We start from the raw sequence: 18,228 nt of genomic DNA, 5'->3' as shown, positions 1-18,228 counted from the left end.
ATCGAGCCTCCATCATTTCTTCGATCTGTCGCAGATTTATTTGGTAATTGCTAATGTGAGGCGGAGAAAGGCATGCTCATCCCCGTCAAGATCCGGCGTGGGCCGGTAAATGGATTGCGTGCGTGCGCAACCTGCATGTTATCGAGCAAAAGCACATCACCCTTTTGCCAGGGAAATGCTATTGTTTCTTGAGCGTAGCTGTGACGCAAATTCTCCAGAGTACTCTCTTCAATGGGAGTACCATCGCCATAATAGGTATTACCTGGCAGGTCTTCTTCTGCAAATTGTTTCAGTAATGCCTGGCTGACTTCTGGTCCCAGCGTTGTGACGTGGAAAAAGGTGGCATGATTGAACCAGAGCTCCTGACCAGTACGTGGATGAGGGACGATTGCCGGTCCTACATGGTGGGTTCTCAGGCGATTTTCACCTTTCCATGTATACTGGAGCCCTGCATCCCGACAATATGCCTCTACTTCCGCTCGATTATTGGTCTGGAAGACCGTCTGCCAGGGCAATCCGACCCCATCTCCATAGTTGCGGACATAGAGCACGCCCTTCTGTCGAAAACGTTCCCGGATATCCGGGTTAATGCGCTTATACACTTTCCCTACATCAGCCAGCGGGGTTTCTCCTCCCTGGTCGGGTGGCGTCTGGCAGAAAAAGGCGATACGCAAAGGCCAGTTCTGCTGATATGAGCTTTCATTATGTAAGAAGATGCTTTGATCCGCTGGATAGTCGGTTGAGGTGTAAATGTTGCCACTGATCAGGCTACGTGGGGAAGACTGCTCATGATATTCGAGCGTATTTCCTGATACACCTTTGATGAATGCCTCAAAATCGTTGGCAATTCTGAGTGCAAAGCCCCGGAAGAGAATGCCTCCATACTGCAAGAGGTAGTTATCGATGAGCTGCTGATTATTCGTGGCCCAGCTTATGAGATCGAGATCATCGACCCCTGGCTGCACGAGTAATGGTAACTTTCCCTCTGAGAAGAGGGGCCCTATCTTCACCAGGGTTTCCTGTGATGTATTTGCTGTTGTTACTGCTTTCCGCTTGATCGATTTTACAGTTTTGAGGCCGAAATCGTTAGACTGATTGCTCATAAGGCATCCTTTCTTATTGTAAAAATTGTGCTAATAAAGCCAATGTCGCTGGTGATGCTGTCTGCATTGTGTAATGCTCACCGATTAGTCTGATTCTATCTGTTGCTTTGTTCTACGCCGTGCTTGACCAAGTTTTTGGGCGTTTCTCTGCTTGCGCTCCTTCTCTTGTCCACGTCGATTGTCTCCATCTACTTCTGCAAGACCTGCTTCTATTTCTTGCAAGAGGATATCTGGTTGTGTCGCTACCTGATTGATAATGGCTTCTAGAAGATGTAAAAGTCGTATGATCGTCTCTGCTCGGAAGAGATCGGTTCTATATTCGAGTGATCCAAAAAGGTTGCCATCATGCTCTACCATATTCAGGAAGAGATCGAACTTTGTAAATCTTTGTTCGAGTTCAACTGGCTCGATCTTTATATTCGGGAGTGTGTTTTCCTGGATAGAGATGTGCTCCAGTTCAAATTTGACCTGGAATAAAGGTGTACGGCTGAGATCTCGTGCTGGATTGAGCTCTTTGAGTAAGAGGTCAAAAGGAAGATCCTGATGTACATATGCATCGAGAGCTGTCTCTTTGACCTTGCGCAAAATAGTACGGAAACTTTGATCGCTGGATAGGTGAGTGCGCAAAACGAGCTGGTTCACAAAGAATCCGATCACGCCTTCTGTTTCAGCTCGATTACGGTTGGCTATGTTTGTTCCCACGACGAGATCATCCTGGCCTGTATAGTAGTGAAGCAGAATTTTGAACATGGCAAGCAGGATCATGAAGAGGGTTACCCCTTCCTGCTGGGATAATGCCACTACTTTCTGACTCAGCTCATCAGGTACCTGTAGACGCTGGAGTTCGGCCTGGAAGGTTCGAAGCGGCGGTCTGGGATAGTCGGTGGGTAAGGCTAAAGGACGCAAACCAGCGAGCTGCTTTTTCCAGTAGTCCAGTTGTTGCTGCAAAACATCGCCTTGTAGCCAGGAACGTTGCCAGAGGGCATAGTCCGCATACTGGATTGACAATGCGGGGAGATGCGCTCCTTCTCCTTGCACCAATGACGTATAGATGCTGGTCACTTCTTGTACCAGGATGTTCATAGACCAACCATCCGAGATAATATGATGCATCGAGAGCAATAATATTTGCTCCTCATGTGCAACCAATTGGAGCAAGTAGCAACGCAGCAGTGGTCCGCGTGTCAGACTGAATGCCTGCTCGGCTTCTTGCTGTATGAGCATGTGGGCCACTTGCTCACGTTCCTCCTGTGCCAGGTAAGTTAGATCGAGGACAATCAGGTGGGTTGTGGGCTCTGCGGTGAGCTGTAACACCGGCTCACCCCGCCGTGCCGGGAAGGTCGTGCGTAAAATATCATGCCGTTTGATCACTCTGGCGAGTGCCTGATCCAGCGCAACGCGATCAAGTTGGCCGCATAAGCGCACGGCTGCGGGAATACTGTAAGCGGCATTGTCAGGATCTAACTGGTCCTGGAACCACAATCGTTGCTGTGCAAAAGAGGTGGGCAGCTCCTGATTACGTGGCGCTGGCACGATGGCGGGCATCGAGAATCCCTGTTGCTGTTGAAGCTGCAGCGTGAGCCACTGTGCAAATTTTGCGACGGTTGGTGCATCGAAGAGTGCCCGTAGAGGGACTTCAATGCCCACCATTTGTTGAATGCGTGCAACAAGTTGCGTTGCGAGCAGTGAGTGCCCTCCCGCATCAAAGAAATTCTCATGCACTTCCATTTGTTCTCTGGATAAGACCTGTTTCCAGCATTGTAGAAGCAATTCTTCTACTGGACTCAGCATACGCTCTGTTTCTTGCTTTTGGACGTGTGCTCCTTTTTCCCAGTTAAGGGCAAGCAGGCTCTCCCGATGTATCTTTCCATTGGCAGTTAGCGGTAGCGTTTCAAGGTAGACAAAATGGGCCGGGATCATATAGAGGGGGAGCTGTTCTTTCAGATAGTTGCGTAGCTCGGCCTGACGAGCGAGTGGAGATCTCTGTTCGTCCTGAGATTGGGGCACCACAAAGGCGACGATGTGTTTCTCCAGCATCTCTGTTCCATGCAAGAGGGCCACACATTGCTTCACCTGAGGATGTTGATTCAGGACTGCTTCAATCTCGCTTAACTCGATACGGAAGCCACGCAGTTTGATCTGGCTATCGACGCGACCAATAAATTCCAGGTTTTTATCAGCATTCATGCGTACCAGATCGCCAGTTTTATACATGCGAGCACCTGGTTCCTGCGAGAACGGATGCGGGACAAAGCATGCGGCAGTGAGATCCGGGCTATTGAAATAGCCCCGTGCCAGACCGGCACCTGCGATATAGAGTTCGCCTGATATTCCCATAGGAACAGGTTGCATCTGCTCATCAAGGACATAGAGCTGCGTATTGTCAATTGGTCGTCCTATCGGCACATTCTCCTGTGGAGTTGTCTGTATGGAAGCATTGTAGATACTGCATCCAACAACCGTCTCAGTCGGTCCATACTCATTGAACAGGAGGGTTGCCGGGGCATCTGTTCTCCAGGGGTGCAGCGTCTTACGATATAATGCCTCACCTCCGATGACGAGTGATCTGGTACTGGATGCCAGTACATCTTGTGGAAGCAATTTATTCAACACTGCAAGATGAGCCGGAGTCAGCTTAATCAGGCTATAGTTTTCTCCAGCGCCAAGTGCTTTGCATAGCGCATCTATTTTTTCATCGTCGGGCAGTAGTTGTACCTTTTGTCCAATGAGCAACGATGTAAACAGTCCTGTGATTGTAAGATCGAAGCCTATGGATGAATGGACCAGCGTACCTGTCCCCTCAGTGAGGGGATACGTCTTGATACACCAGTTGAGGTAGTTGGATAGTCCTTGATGCTGAATCATTACTCCTTTAGGGGAGCCGGTTGAACCGGAGGTAAAGATGATATACGCCAGATTTAGTGGGCCAGCGCTGTTGATTGGATTTTTGCTGCTTTCCTGAGAGAACATCTCCCGCCGGGTATCCAGGCAGACGCAAGCTGTTTCGTACTCAGGTACCCGCTCTATCAAGGAGTGTTGGGTTAGCACCACGGATGGTTGTATTTGTTGGAGCAGTGCGATCAGTCGCTCATGAGGAAGTCCTGGATCGAGCGGGACATAAACGCCGCCCGCCTTCAGGATGCCGAGTAGAGCGGGTACGAGGTCGAGACCATGTTCGAGAAAAATGGCTACTGGTACATCAGGACCCACGCCGCGCTTTTGGAGATAATGAGCGATGCGATTGGCCTGCACATTCAAATCCTGATAGGTTATAGTTTGATCGTGAAACTGTACCGCAATATTGTCAGGAGTGCATACCACCTGCTCTTCAAAGATCTGGTGGAGGCACCGCTGCGCTGGATAGTCAGCCGCCGTCTCATTAAAGGTGTGGAGTACGTAATCTCGTTCACTCGCGCCGACTATACAGAAGTGGCTTACCAACTGTTGTGGGTCAGCGAGTGCAGCTTGCAGAAGCGCCAGGAAGCGTTCGAGAGTACGCTGAATATAGTCTTTACTGAACTGATTTCGGTTGTAGTGGATTTCCAGGGTCAGCGCCTGCTCATGATAGTGAGCGCAAGTCAGTTTGATTGAACATGGCTCTGAATACACAAAATGTTTAAGGACAGTAAATGTTATATCCTTGCATTCGGTGGGTAACTCATGCCTTCTCTCTTCAAAGCCGAGAAAGAAATCCTGGCTGGCTCCGTTGCTGTCGTTCGCCGCATCACCGATGATAAATTCCTGTAGTTCATTTGCCTCCTCAAGCTGATTATTGAGTTCAGCGAGGATCTCCAGAAAGCGACTCTGCTGGTGAAAGTAGGAATAGAGAGGTAAATATTTGGCATAGAGGCCGATGCCTGCAGCTAAGTCGTCGTACTTGCGCCCATCGAAAACAGTGCCAACCAGAATAGTATTGGTCTGTGTTAAACGCCAGAAGAGCATTTGCCAGCAAGCCAGCAAAATCGTCATCTCTTCTATATTTTGTGTCTGGGCCAGTTGCTCTATGTTTGCTTGTATTTCAGGAGGAAGTACCTGAGCGAATGAGCCATAGCGATTGAGCGTAGATTCGTCGTGGTGCACACTATCTGATAGTTGTATATCCTCGGCATGCATATATTGCTGCTGCCAGAACAACTTGCCAGCGTTAGCCTGCTCCTCTTCCTGAAGGGTATACTGCCATTCAGAGAATTGAACATATTGAATTAACTCATCTTGCTCATCATCGACCTTGTCGTCGTCATAGAAGCGGGCAATCTCCTTTATCAAGTTATCAAACGAGCAACTATCAATACACGGAGCTGCCAGTGTAATAATAAGCTGATGAACGAGCGGGGCCAACGTACACAGTGTAAGCTTTACAGGACTAGCATGTTCAAGGTCAAAAGGCGCTTCTCTCTCTTGTTGCGCGACCCGTGAGATGGTACTAACCTGTTCAGCTGCGTCCTGATGACCGACATCAAGCCTATTCCAGACCGGTACCAGGTATTCGGAGACAACTTGAACCGGAAGTTTCATGCCCGGTATACGTTTGTAGTTTGTACGTAAAATATCATGGCGCTCAATGACAAGTCGGGTCGCCCGTTCCAGCATAGACTCGTTGAGCATGCCATCGAGCTGTACAATACATTGAGCACTGTTTTGTCTATCGAAATCCTGCAGGAGGAACAGACGCCTCTGCTGTGGAGATAACTGATAACCTTGAAGCTGACTGGGCATGATACTCCTCATTACTTTACGGTACTTCTATCGATCCTATGCTTGGAATTTCGTATAATCAACCATCTCGCCCATCGCCACAAGTATTTTTCGCTCTCCCTGAAATGGTTTGCGAGCATGCGCGACGAGAATATTGTCAAGCATAATTACATCGCCTCGCTGCCAGGGAAAACTCACTTCCAGTTCCTGATAGACGTGACAGATCTCTTCCATGACACTATCTTCAATAGGTGTCCCATCACCGTAGTAGCAGTTGCGAGGGAAATTCTCTTTCTTAAATAGCGACTGCAAAGCAGAACGCGTCTGTGGATTAAGGCAAGCCGGATGCCAGTGTTGTGCTTGATTGAACCAGCTAAACTCTCCCGTTTTGGGATGTCGTACGACTGCCGGGCGGACACAGAGAGTTTTGAAGTGATCTTTATCCTTCCACTCAAACTCCAGGGCCTCTGCGCGGCATTTCGCTTCTACCTCTGCTCTATCTGTTGTTCGAAAGACTTCCTGCCAATTCAATCCCAGTTCGTCGCTATAATTGCGCACATACATAATGTTTTTTTGTAGGAAGCGTTCCCGGATTTTTGGATCGAGGCGCTCAAACACTTTGCGGCTATCTACAATGGGAGTTTCACCACCTTGATCAGCCGGCCTGGCACAGGCAAACCAGATCTTCATAGGGCCGTGCTGATTGAAAGAATTTTCGTTATGCCATAATAAATGTTCCTCCGGCGGAAAAAAGACAGGGGTATAGACATTTCCGCTCACCGAAACGCGTGGATGTTCGCCGTTCTCATTGAACAATGTATCGGTAAATACCAGCGCAAAGTCTTCAAATACAGGAGGCGTATCGATATTAAAGCCACGGAAGAGTATTGCGCCGTGTTGCAGCAACTCTTTTTCCAGATATTCTCGATTGCTGTGCGCCCATTGGACGAGCTGAATATCCTCCTTGTTGGGTTGTACAACCAAAGGAAAGGAAGAATCGGGAGAGAGGGACCCAATCCTGACGAACTCCTCTTGCGAATACGAAACCAACTTTGGGGTGATACTTTTCAGGGCTTTGATACGGCTGTTTGCCGGTTGATTCTTCTGAGATTTCATCGTTTGTTTTCTCCTTGCGGTTTCTGTGATACGCTGCAATTTACTCAGTCGTTCGTGTGGATAGGCAACAATATTGCTGAGCAATGTCTGGTAGTGTTGAGCCATATTCGCAATCATCTCCTCGCTGAAGAGGTCTGGCTGATATTGCCATGTCGCTGTAATCTCTTGTCCGTTATCTACGAGGAAGAGGGTGATATCCAATTTTGATGTTGTATTCTCAATGTCTACTGGCTGAATGTTGAGATCGGGCAGCGCAAACTGTTGCTTTTGAGCATCTATAAAGAGTATCTTTACCTGGAACAGAGGCAGATAGCTATTGCTGCGTTGCGGATTAAGGATCTGGACAAGGCTATCGAAAGGCATGTCCTGGTGTGTATATGCATCAAGTGTGGTTGCACTGACACGTTGGAGTAATTGCTGGAACGGTAGGTCGTCTGATAGATTAATGCGCAATACGAGTTGATTGACAAAGAAACCAATCAACGCTTCTGTTTTTTGATGCGACCGATTCGCTACGTCTGTTCCAATGACGATATCTTCTTGCTTACTGTAGTAGCCAAGAAGCATAGAAAACGCCGTTAGAAACGTCATAAATGTCGTTACATTGGTTTCCTGACTCATTTGTTTTAAGTTATTTGCCAGCGAAGATTCTATAGTGCAACGATAATTTTTACCTTCACTGTTTTGCACCAGCGGTCGGGGTTTGCTTGTTGGCAATGGTAGCAGTGGTGGAATATTGGCAAGCTGCTGTTTCCAATATTCCGTTAAGTGGGTAAAGATATCGCCTTGTAGCCATTTCTGCTGCCAGAGAGCATAATCGGCATATTGAATTGGCAAGCCTGGCAAGGATGCCCTTTCACCTGTTAGCGCGGCCCGATAGAGTATCGTGAGTTCGTTGATCAGGACATTTTCCGACCAGGCATCTGAGACGATGTGATGTATGTTGAAAAGCAAAACATGCTCTTCCTGTGCAAGACGCAGCAGACGTATGTGTAGAAGTGGTCCGACGGTGAGATTAAAATGGAACGCAGCTTCCTGTTGGGCCAATTGCTGGATCATCTTTTCCTGTGTAGTTGTTTGCAAACCTTGTAGATCGAACACTGGCAGATGAAGCAGCGATACAGGTGTGATCACTTGTGTAGGAATACCCTGCCGGGAAACGAAGGTTGTACGTAAATTCTCATGACGCTGTACAATCTGCTGAATGCTATTTGCCAGCGTCTGGACTACGAGAGGACCTGACAGATGTAGCGCGTTTGAGATATTGTAGACGCTACTTTCTGGTTCCAACTGATCCAGGAACCACAGGCGTTGTTGAGCAAATGAGAGCGGGATATTCTCGGGACGTTCAGCCGGTAGGATTTCAGGGAGCAGGCGTGAAGTGCCGCTCTGCCGGAGACTCGCAATGTGTTGGGATAACGCTGCGATAGTGGGTAGCTCAAAGAGCGTGCGCAAAGGGAGCTCGACCTGGAAGGCCTCGCGTGCCTGAGCAACGACACGAGTTGCTAATAGAGAATGACCGCCTAACGCGAAAAAGTTGTCTGATCTGCTGATGTGTTCTATTCCCAACACTTCTGTCATGATCGTAACCAGCGTTGTTTCGATTGGAGTAAGAGGCAATGCAAAGGCATGCGCTGGATCTTGTGGCAGATCTGGCTCTGGCAATGCCTTGAGATCAAGCTTGCCATTTGGCGTGAGAGGCAGGACAGGCATCTGCACAAACGCTGAAGGCACCATATACTCCGGTAGTTGCTTGCTTACATGAGCACGTAGTTCAGTCAACGAGAAATCGATATCTGCTTGAGCAACATAATAGGCCACCAGACGCTTATCATTAGCTATATCTTCACGTACGATTACAACGGCATCTTGAACATCAGGATGTTGATGCAATATGGCCTGGATCTCTTCGAGTTCAATCCGATATCCCCGTAGCTTGACCTGCTGATCCAATCTTCCTAGATACTCAAGCGTGCCATTGGGCAGATAACGAACCAGATCACCGGTCTGGTAGAGCCTGCTCCCTGCCTGAGAGCTGAATGGATCAGGGAGGAAGCGTGCCGCTGTGATTTCAGGGCGGTGCCAGTAGCCACGAGCGACTGGTATGCCGCCAATATAAAGTTCACCTGGTACTCCTATTGGCACTGGCTGTAAGTGAACATCCAGTATGTAGAGCTGCGTATTGGCGATGGCCGAGCCTATTGGCACACGCCAGTTCGGCTCTTTTTCCTCTTGAAGTGCCAGGAGTGCATGGGTCACATCATCTGAGCATTCTGTGGGACCATAGGCATTGAGCAGTTTGATTGATGCATGCTGCCCCCACCAGCGTTGGCAGAGATCGATCGGCATTGCTTCTCCGGTCACAATGACCCAGCGTAGCTCTGCCTGTAGATAAGGAGATGAGCCTGGTTCATCGAGCAGAGCCCTCAGCAGGGAAGGTACTACCTGGAGGATGCTGACTGCGCGCTCTCGAATTGCTCGTAGCAACTGGAAAGGATCATGGGAAATAGTATCGGGTAGGATTTGTACCTGTCCTCTTTGAAGTAAGACTGCCAGGAACTGCCATACCGAAATATCAAAGCTCTGGGATGCCGTCTGAGCTACCACATCGCTCTCCCCAAGTTCTAAGGTCGCGACTTTGGCCCAGAGATGATTGAGCATACCCTCATGTGTGACCATGACACCTTTAGGTACTCCTGTAGAGCCTGAGGTATAGATTACATAAGCAAGCTGCTGCGAGTGCAGGGGGAAGCCGGGTCCCGGCTCAGCTCCTGCCAGTTCTGGAAGCTGTTCCATATACAGGGTTTTAGTGTGCTCCTGAGGTAAACTCTCAGCCAGGGCCATGCTTGTAATAAGTAGAGGGGCCTGTGCATGGTCGAGAATAAACTGCAATCGTTCTGCAGGATAGGCGGGATCAAGAGGCACATAGGCGGCCGCGCACTGCCAGATTGCCAGCACACTGACTAAAAAGTCCGTGGAACGCTCCAGATAGATTCCTACCAGCGCTTCTGGTCTCACTCCCATATGCTGGAGTATGCTTGCCAGTTGTTGTACGCGTTGCCAGAGGGCAGCATACGTGAGCTGCCCCTGCTGATCGCACACTGCGATGCGGTCAGGTATGCACGCAACATTTTGCTCAAAGAGTTGAGTAAAGAGCAGAGGCTGTGGCAGCTCACGTTGCGTCTGATTCCAGTGGAGAAGCAGGAGGTCACGTTCGTCTGTATTGAGTAGTGGCAATGCCGAGACTCTCTGATCGGGATCAGAGACAATTCCTTCTAGTAGTGTCTGGAAGTGACCGAGGACGCGTCGGATAGTATCGGCATCGAAGAGATCTGTATTATAGACCATCATACAAAGTAAGCCTTGTTCCTCTTCGGCCAGAGTCAGTTCGAGGTCAAACTTTGCCGTCGTTCTGGCAAATTCCAGTGGACTCCAGGACACATCAGCCAGTTCGAGGGTAGAGAATGGTGCATGCTGGAACTCAAAGGCCACCTGGAATAAGGGGTGATAGCTCAAATTCCGCTCTATTGGCAATTGTGTGATCAGTTGTTCGAAGGTGAGATCCTGATGGGCATAGGCTTGTAAGGCTACTTCTCGAATCTGCGCCATTACCTGTCGGAAGCTGGGATTCTGCGAGAGATCAATGCGCATAGCCAGGGTGTTCACGAAGAAGCCGATTAAGTTTTCCAGATTCTGCTGTGTCCGGTTGGCTACTGATGTTCCGACGATGATATCCGTTTGCCCGCTGTAACGCATTAACAAGACCTGAAAGCTGGCTAACAGTGTCATAAACAACGTAGCCCCTTCTTGCTGGCTTAGCTGTTCCAGTTTTCGATGCAGCATCAGCGGCAACATCAAGGACTCATGAGCACCTGCATAGGATTGCTGTGCAGGACGTGGCCGATCCAGCGGGAAGTTGAGTGTCGTGGGAGCATCGGCTAGCTGATGTAGCCAGTAGTCCAACTGTTCCTGTAAGATATCTCCCTTCAACCATGCTCTTTGCCAGAGTGTATAGTCGGCGTATTGAATAGGGAGAGCGGGAAGCGTGCTTGTTTCTCCACGCACTGCCATTTGATAGAGTGTGGTCAGCTCCCCACCCAATACATCGATTGACCAATCATCCAGGATAATGTGATGCATATTCAAGAGCAAAATATGCTCCTCTTCCTTGAGTCTGATCAAGTGTATGCGTAAGAGGGGGCCGCACGCGAGATCAAAGGAAGAGCGAGCTTCCTGTTGAGCCAGAAGTTGCACCTGTTCCTCTTGCATGGTTGATGGCAAGGTGCGCAGATCGAGTAGAGGCACCTGAATGGGTGTGAATGGCGTGATCACCTGGATGGGTGTGCCTTGCGGCGCTGTAAAGATTGTGCGTAAGCTCTCATGGCGCTGTACAATCTGTTGGATACTCCCGGTAAATGCCTGGATGGAGAACGGACCTGAGAGGCGCAAGGCCGCCGGGACATTATAGGCACTCGTTCCACGCTCTAATTGATCCAGAAACCACAGACGTTGTTGGGCAAAAGAGAGTGGAATAGACGCGGGCCGTGCGACAGGCTGGAGTGCAGGGAGCAAACGTGCGGTCCTGTTCCGCTGGATATTCTCGATATAGTGCGCGAATGACATGATAGTGGGCGCTTCAAAGATCGTACGTAACGGTAACTCACACTGGAATGCCTCACTTGCCTGTGCAATAACGCGGGTAGCTAATAAAGAATGACCACCATGTTCGAAGAAATTATCCGTGATGCTTATTTGCTCGCGGCCAAGTATCTGTTCCCAGATATGGGCCAGTGTCTTTTCTAATGATGTGCGAGGTGCCAGATAAGAGATCCCTGTGCCCGATTGATTGATGTCAGGAGTGGGTAAGGCATGGAGATCTACCTTGCCATTAGTTGTCAGTGGTAGTTTATCGAGCAATAGAAACGTAGTCGGGATCATATAGTTCGGGAGCTTCTCTTTCAGAAATGCGTGCAGGTCTGATTTGTCGATTACCATGTTTGTTACAAGATAAGCCACGAGATATCTGTCCTCGGGATTATCGCCACGGACCATAACCACCACATCCTTTACCTCTGGATAGTATCGGAGCTGCGTCTCGATCTCTCCTAATTCGATGCGGAAGCCACGGATTTTGACCTGATAATCGATGCGACCAACGAACTCAATTGTGCCGTCAGCGAGATAGCGGGCCCGATCACCGGTTTTGTAGAGCCTTGCGCCCTCACGTGCGCTAAACGGGTCTGGAAGAAACACCTCGGCAGTACCATGTGGATTGTTAAAATAGCCCCGACCAACACCAATCCCTCCAACATATATCTCGCCGTAGGCACCAAGAGGCACAGGATAGCATAACCGATCCAGGACATAGATTTGTGTATTGATTACTGGACGGCCAATTGAGACAGAGGAAGCCATCTCTGCCGTTGGTCGCGTCATGATGTGATGTGTGACATCATCCGAACATTCCGTCGGGCCATAGGCATTGATCATGGGCGTGCTGGATTGGAATGTCAACCATCGGTGATACAGTGCTGGTGGCAAGGCTTCTCCTGTAACAAGCAGATTACGGAGCGTTGGCAGAGGTTGCGCACTATATGGGCTTTCTTGCAGTGTGTCAAGCAGAAATTTGAGCACCGAGGGGACAACTTCATAAATTGTGATCGCGTGACGTTTCAAGGCCAGAAGCATCTGTGCGGGATCGTGCGCGATGCTATCTGGGAAAATCGTGACCCGGCCACCGACGAGCAGGGCAGCTAAAAATTGCCAGACAGAGATATCAAAGCACTGAGAAGCTGTTTGTGCAATCGTATCTTGCGCAGTAAGTTGTAGATCGGTGATTTTTGCATAGAGATGATTGAGCATACCAGCATGTTCAATCATTGCTCCCTTTGGTAGACCCGTAGAACCAGATGTATAGATGATATAGGCCAGGTGATGAGGAATAGCGGGAACGGGCAGATTTTCCTCGCTTTGTGCTTGCTTCAAAAGATCCTCAATATAGGAGACGTGCACCGGCAACTGCGGTTCAACCGCGATCTGTTCAACCATCGTTGTAAAAGCGTGTGTTGTGAGCAGGAATTCGCAGCCGCTATTGTGAAGCGTTTGCTGTATTCGACCGGCAGGATGAAGCGGATCAAGTGGCAGATAGACTCCTCCAGCTTTGAAGATTGCGAGGACCGCGATCAGGAAATGGATCTCACGTTCAGCTAAGAGTGCAACCAGTGTTTCTGGTCCGACTCCCTGGTCCTGAAGCTGGTGGGCGAGGCGGTTCGCACATCGATTAAGTTCTTGATAACTGAGTTGATCCTCACCACAGTGTAGCGCGATAGCCTCTGGCGTAAGTTGGACCTGTTCTTCAAAGCAGCGATGCGTGGAGTATGGTTCAGGGATAGTCAATTGCGGACCCTGGTTATATATTTGCAATCGCGCTTGTTCATCGGGTCCCACCGCAGGCAATTCCGCGATGTGGCGTTGTGGTGCGTTGACCAAAGCTTGTAGAAGCGTGTGCCATCCTTGCATCATGCGTTGTACTGTCTCTTTTTTGAAGAGATCAGTACTATACTCCACGATACAGAGCAATCCCTGCTCATTTTCAACGGTTGTCAGAGAAAGATCAAATTTCGATGTGCTATTCTCACCCTGGTAGGGAGTGAGTGCCAATCCATCCAGAGAGACATCAGGCATGGGAAGATTTTGGAGGCCAAACATCACCTGAAAGAGCGGCGTGCGGCTCAGATCGCGTTCGGGTTGGATCGCCTCGACAATTTTCTCAAACGGGAGATCCTGGTGAGCATACGCTTCTAATGAAACGCTGCGCACACGTTGGAGGACTTCCAGGAACGTAGGATTTCCCGCAAGATTCGTACGCAATACCAGTGTGTTAATAAATGGCCCAATCAGGTTTTCGATCCCGGCATGATGTCGATTGGCGGTAGGCGTACCAACAGCTATATCATCCTGACCGGAGTAGTGAGCCAGCAAGACCTGGAAGGCTGCTAACAGTGTCATAAACAGAGTCGTACCTTCGTTCTGGCCTAGCTGCTTCAAATCTGCAACGAGCGCGTGGGCGATTTGATAGTTTAGTTCTGTGCCTCGAAAACCTTGCACTCCAGGACGAGGATAATCCGTTGGTAAATCCAGAGGAGATATTCCTGCTAGCTGTTGTGTCCAGTAACTCAATTGCGTATTTAGTATGTCGCCCTGGAGATACTGATGTTGCCAGAATGCATAGTCCGCATATTGAACTGGTATATCCGTTAGTTGAGCCGGTTCTTTTTCTCGATAAGCGGTATAGAATGTCTGTATTTCACGGAACAGGATACTATTGGACCATCCATCGGAGACAATGTGATGCATCGTGAGCAACAGGACATAATCCTTCTCATCCAGATGGAGTAATGTCGCACGGAATAGAGGACCCTGCGTGAGATCGAACGGACGTCGCGCCTCTTCCTGTCTTTGCCGTAATATTTCCTCTTCGCGTTTTTGTCGTGTCGTAGCATAAAGCTCTTTTTGTTCAAGAGAATATTCGGACCAGGGATGAATACGTTGCAGCGTGAGCTCGTTTTGCGTAACGAACGTCGTACGTAAAATTTCGTGTCGCCGTACTACCTCGCCCAGACTATATTCCAATGCCTCAATAGACAGGTCCCCTTTCATATGCAAGGCGAATGGCACATTATACGCAGGGCTGTCTGGATCTAGTCGATGCAAGAACCACAGTCGCTGCTGTGAAAATGATAAAGGAAGATCCTGATCACGAGAGATAGCTGTCAATGGCAACACTGCTTGGGCCTGATTGCCGCGCAGAGCAGATCCAACCAGTGTTGCCAGGCGCGCTACCGTTGGAGCCTCAAAGACGCTCGTGATGGGCAAGTTGACCTGTAAAGTCGTCTGAACTCTAGAAATAAGCTGTGTTACCAGGAGTGAATGACCACCAGCAGCGAAGAAATCATCGTGGATGCCTGGATTTGGGATTTGAAGCACGTCTTGCCAGATAGCGATCAGCACTTCTTCAATTGGATTACGCGGAGCCACATAAGGCGACCTGGTATTGCTGATGCCTTGTTCTGGTAGCGGCAATGCCCGATAGTTGATTTTGCCGTTCGCCGTGAGTGGTAATGCTGGCAGCGGCATAATAAGCGTCGGGATCATATATTCAGGCAATGCCTTTTGTAAGAATTTTCTTAGCTCCAACGGCGATGGTGTAGCCAGCTGATCATTGACGACATAAGCGATGATCCGTTTGTCGGCGGAAGCCTCTTCACGGAGAACCGCAACTGCCTCAAGTATGCGGGGATGCCGACGTAAGTTTGTTTCGATCTCGCCAAGTTCAATACGATATCCTCTCAGCTTTACCTGTCTATCTGCTCGACCGATAAATTCAATCAAGCCATCCGCTGTGTAGCGTGCGAGGTCGTTTGTTTTATAGACATATTGATGCGACTCTTTAAAGAATGGGTGAGGGAGGAAACGTGCCTGTGTCAGTTCTTCCTGATGCAGGTAGCCAGCGCTTAAACCGTCACCGCTAATGAGTAGTTCTCCGGTGACACCCACTGGCACAATCTGCTGATACTGATCGACAATACAAATCTGCACATTCGAGATGGGATAGCCAATGGGAACGTTGGACATTTCGTCGTGAGAGAGCGGAGCCGCATTGCTTTCCTGAGAGGGTAATATCCCCAATTCATTCACCAGGGCACCGATAGTTGTCTCAGTCGGACCATAGTGGTTAATGATTGCACAACGTGCGCCTCGTTGCTGGATTGTGTGAAGTAAAGAATGTGTGAGTGTCTCTCCTCCCAGTACGAGGTATCGGCGTGGCAAGATTTCTCGCTTGTTGCTGCTGGCAAGGAGCGCCTGCAGATGAGATGGCACGATTTTGAGTACATCAACGGGATGTTGCTGGATATAGTCGGCGAAAGTCTCACCGGAAGTAAGCGTTTCATAGGAAAGGATGTGTAAGCAGCCGCCAGAAGCAAGAGAACTAAAGATTGAAGTATTGCCCAGGTCTGCGGCCAATGTCGAAACTGTTGCAAAGTGTAAACCGCTCTGAGGCGCGATACGCTTGCACATATCATAGATATAATTGAGAACGCTACTCTGTCGAATGAGTACGCCTTTAGGCATACCTGTTGAGCCTGATGTATACATGACATATGCTAGATGATTTGCCTGAGTTATAGCTGGCGGATTGGTTGTTGGCTTGTTTGCAAGCAGAGCCTCATCTCTGTCGAGACAGAATATCTGACCTGTGAAAGTGGGAAGACGTGGAAGAAGATGCTCTTGTGTTAGTATGATTGGAGCCTGAGTATCTTCAAGCTGGAATGCCAGGCGATCCAGAGGGCTATCTGGATCGAGAGGGACATAGGCACCTCCAGCCTTGAGCACCGCGAGTAAACTCACCAGACCATCCATACTGCGTTCAAGGTAAAGACATACCAGAATATCAGGGCCGACACCATGTTGCCTGAGCCAGTGTGCCAGACGGTTTGCCCGAGTATGTAGTTGTTCATATGTTAACTGCTGGTCACCGCTGATCACCGCTATCTGGCCAGCGTACTTCTCAGCCTGCTCTTCAAATAATTGTGGTAGCGTTTGAGCTGGATAGTCCTGTTGGGGTCCACGAAAAATCGCCAGTAATCTCTCCTGTTCGCTACGTTCTATGATTGGCAAACGGCTGATTGGCCTCTGTTGTTGTGTTGGCGCGAACCGCAGGAGCGTGTACAGGGCATTCAGCATGTGCCGGGCCTGTTCGGGTTGTATATATGTGGCATCATACTGTAATTCGCACTGAAGTGTATTCTCCACCTGTTGTACGACAAGCCGGAGTACAAATCGTTCACTTCCGCCAAAACTCTCTCGAAACAAGAAATGAACATCCTCAGCAACAATTTTCGGCCACTGCTCAAATTCAAAGCTTAACGGAAAAAAATGACTGGTGAGTGGTTTGTCGCGATATGCAGGCATATTGTGCCAGTTAAAATAGATTTGCGCTTCACTGGACAGATCAATCGTACTCTGTAGCTGTTTCAGCAACTGTTCAAATGTCGTATCTTCCCTGAGGTCTGCGAGCACGGGGACGAATCGCGTATAGGGTCCTAGCGTATTCTCTAGCTCTTCGTAATTCCGGCCATCGAAAGCCACACCCAACGGTATATCTGCTTCGCCGGTTACTCGCCAGAGAAGAATTTGCCAGCAGGCCAGCAAGAACGTTGCAGGCACAATACCTTGTTGTTCCAGATTGGCAACCGATGGTAGAGGATAGGAGGGAGCAATAGTCATTTTTTGGGGATGAAAGGGTGTATGCATATCCAGTTCTGCTACGGATGTGCGAGAGAACGGGAGGAGCAGAGAAGGCATATGAGAAAGATCCTTCTGTGTCCAGAAGGTTTGGCGCAAGCGAGCATCCTCCTCCTCTAGAATCTCATATTGCCAGGCTGAGACATCGGAATATTGAAGTATTTCATCATCTGAATCTGACTTATTATAGAAGTGGGCAAGATAAGCCTGTGCCACCTCTGCAACAAAATGTTTAAGGGTGGGTATATCAGCGCAAAGAGCAGGAATACTGATCAAAAGAAGAGTCCTGGATGCAGCGCACTTCAACAATGTAACAGATACGACAGGTCCATTAGAAAGATCATGAGGGCTCATGCGAACTTCCGCGAGCGCATTCTCAACATGAAGTTGTTGTGCCAACGGATCGAGATCCTGCAAGTCAGCATCATCCCAAACGAGTTCCGCCTCAGGATTCACAACCTGTAGAGGTACATCCATACCGGGTAAACGATGAAAGACCGTTCGCAGAATCTTGTGCTGGCGAATCACATCTTCAAATGCTAGATGCAGCATCGTAAGCTGGAGAGGACCCTCCAGCGAAAAGACACACTGAACCCAATATGCCTGCTGATCCTGTTGCAATCCCCACTGATGAGTCTGTTGGATTGAAAGGCGAGACCCCTGTAAACCTGCCATATGCATATAAGTGGCTACTCCTCTGTATGATAAAGCACATGCCCGATGCGCAGATAGGGCAAGGGTTATTGTGCCAGTAGAATACCATTGTGACGTATTTGTGAACTATCCCCCTGACAGAGGATTTTTTTGCTAGAAATGGAAGCGCGAGCGGTAGAGAAATACCCTTTTCCGGATTAAAACTTTATCCTTTTCTTTCCCCCAGCCTTGTCTGGGGAAAGAAAAGCTAGTGCGGGTAGGTACTTGTGCCTATTTTTTTGCTGGATGGAAGGTATTTCTGTGGGATGCGCTATTACATTTTTGGATAAAAAGATCCTCTCCGAGGTGGATAGTT

3 protein-coding genes are annotated in these 18,228 nt (G+C 49.0%); all 3 read right to left on the bottom strand.

Annotated features, from left to right (window positions below; genetic code table 11):
* Nucleotides 1–50 precede the first annotated feature (50 nt).
* The 3 genes from F1593_RS09670 to F1593_RS09660 all read right to left on the bottom strand — a co-directional run bounded on the left by F1593_RS09670 (nucleotide 51) and on the right by F1593_RS09660 (nucleotide 17,900).
* Nucleotides 51–1,103: a TauD/TfdA family dioxygenase gene (locus tag F1593_RS09670; RefSeq protein ID WP_149401351.1), complete on the bottom strand. Its 1,053-nt coding sequence runs from the start codon at nucleotides 1,101–1,103 to the stop codon at nucleotides 51–53.
* An 84-nt stretch (nucleotides 1,104–1,187) separates the two neighbouring features.
* Nucleotides 1,188–5,819: a non-ribosomal peptide synthetase gene (locus tag F1593_RS09665; RefSeq protein ID WP_172632001.1), complete on the bottom strand. Its 4,632-nt coding sequence runs from the start codon at nucleotides 5,817–5,819 to the stop codon at nucleotides 1,188–1,190.
* Nucleotides 5,820–5,855: 36 nt separating this feature from the next.
* Nucleotides 5,856–17,900, bottom strand: a complete 12,045-nt coding sequence (locus F1593_RS09660) for a non-ribosomal peptide synthetase (protein ID WP_149401349.1) — start codon at nucleotides 17,898–17,900, stop codon at nucleotides 5,856–5,858.
* Between the last annotated feature and the right edge of the window lie 328 nt (nucleotides 17,901–18,228).

The sequence above is a fragment of the Dictyobacter arantiisoli genome, assembly GCF_008326305.1.
GTDB classification, from domain to species: domain Bacteria; phylum Chloroflexota; class Ktedonobacteria; order Ktedonobacterales; family Ktedonobacteraceae; genus Dictyobacter; species Dictyobacter arantiisoli.
The sequence above is the reverse complement of the archived record's forward strand: the minus strand, read 5'-3'. Positions and strand labels throughout refer to the sequence as shown.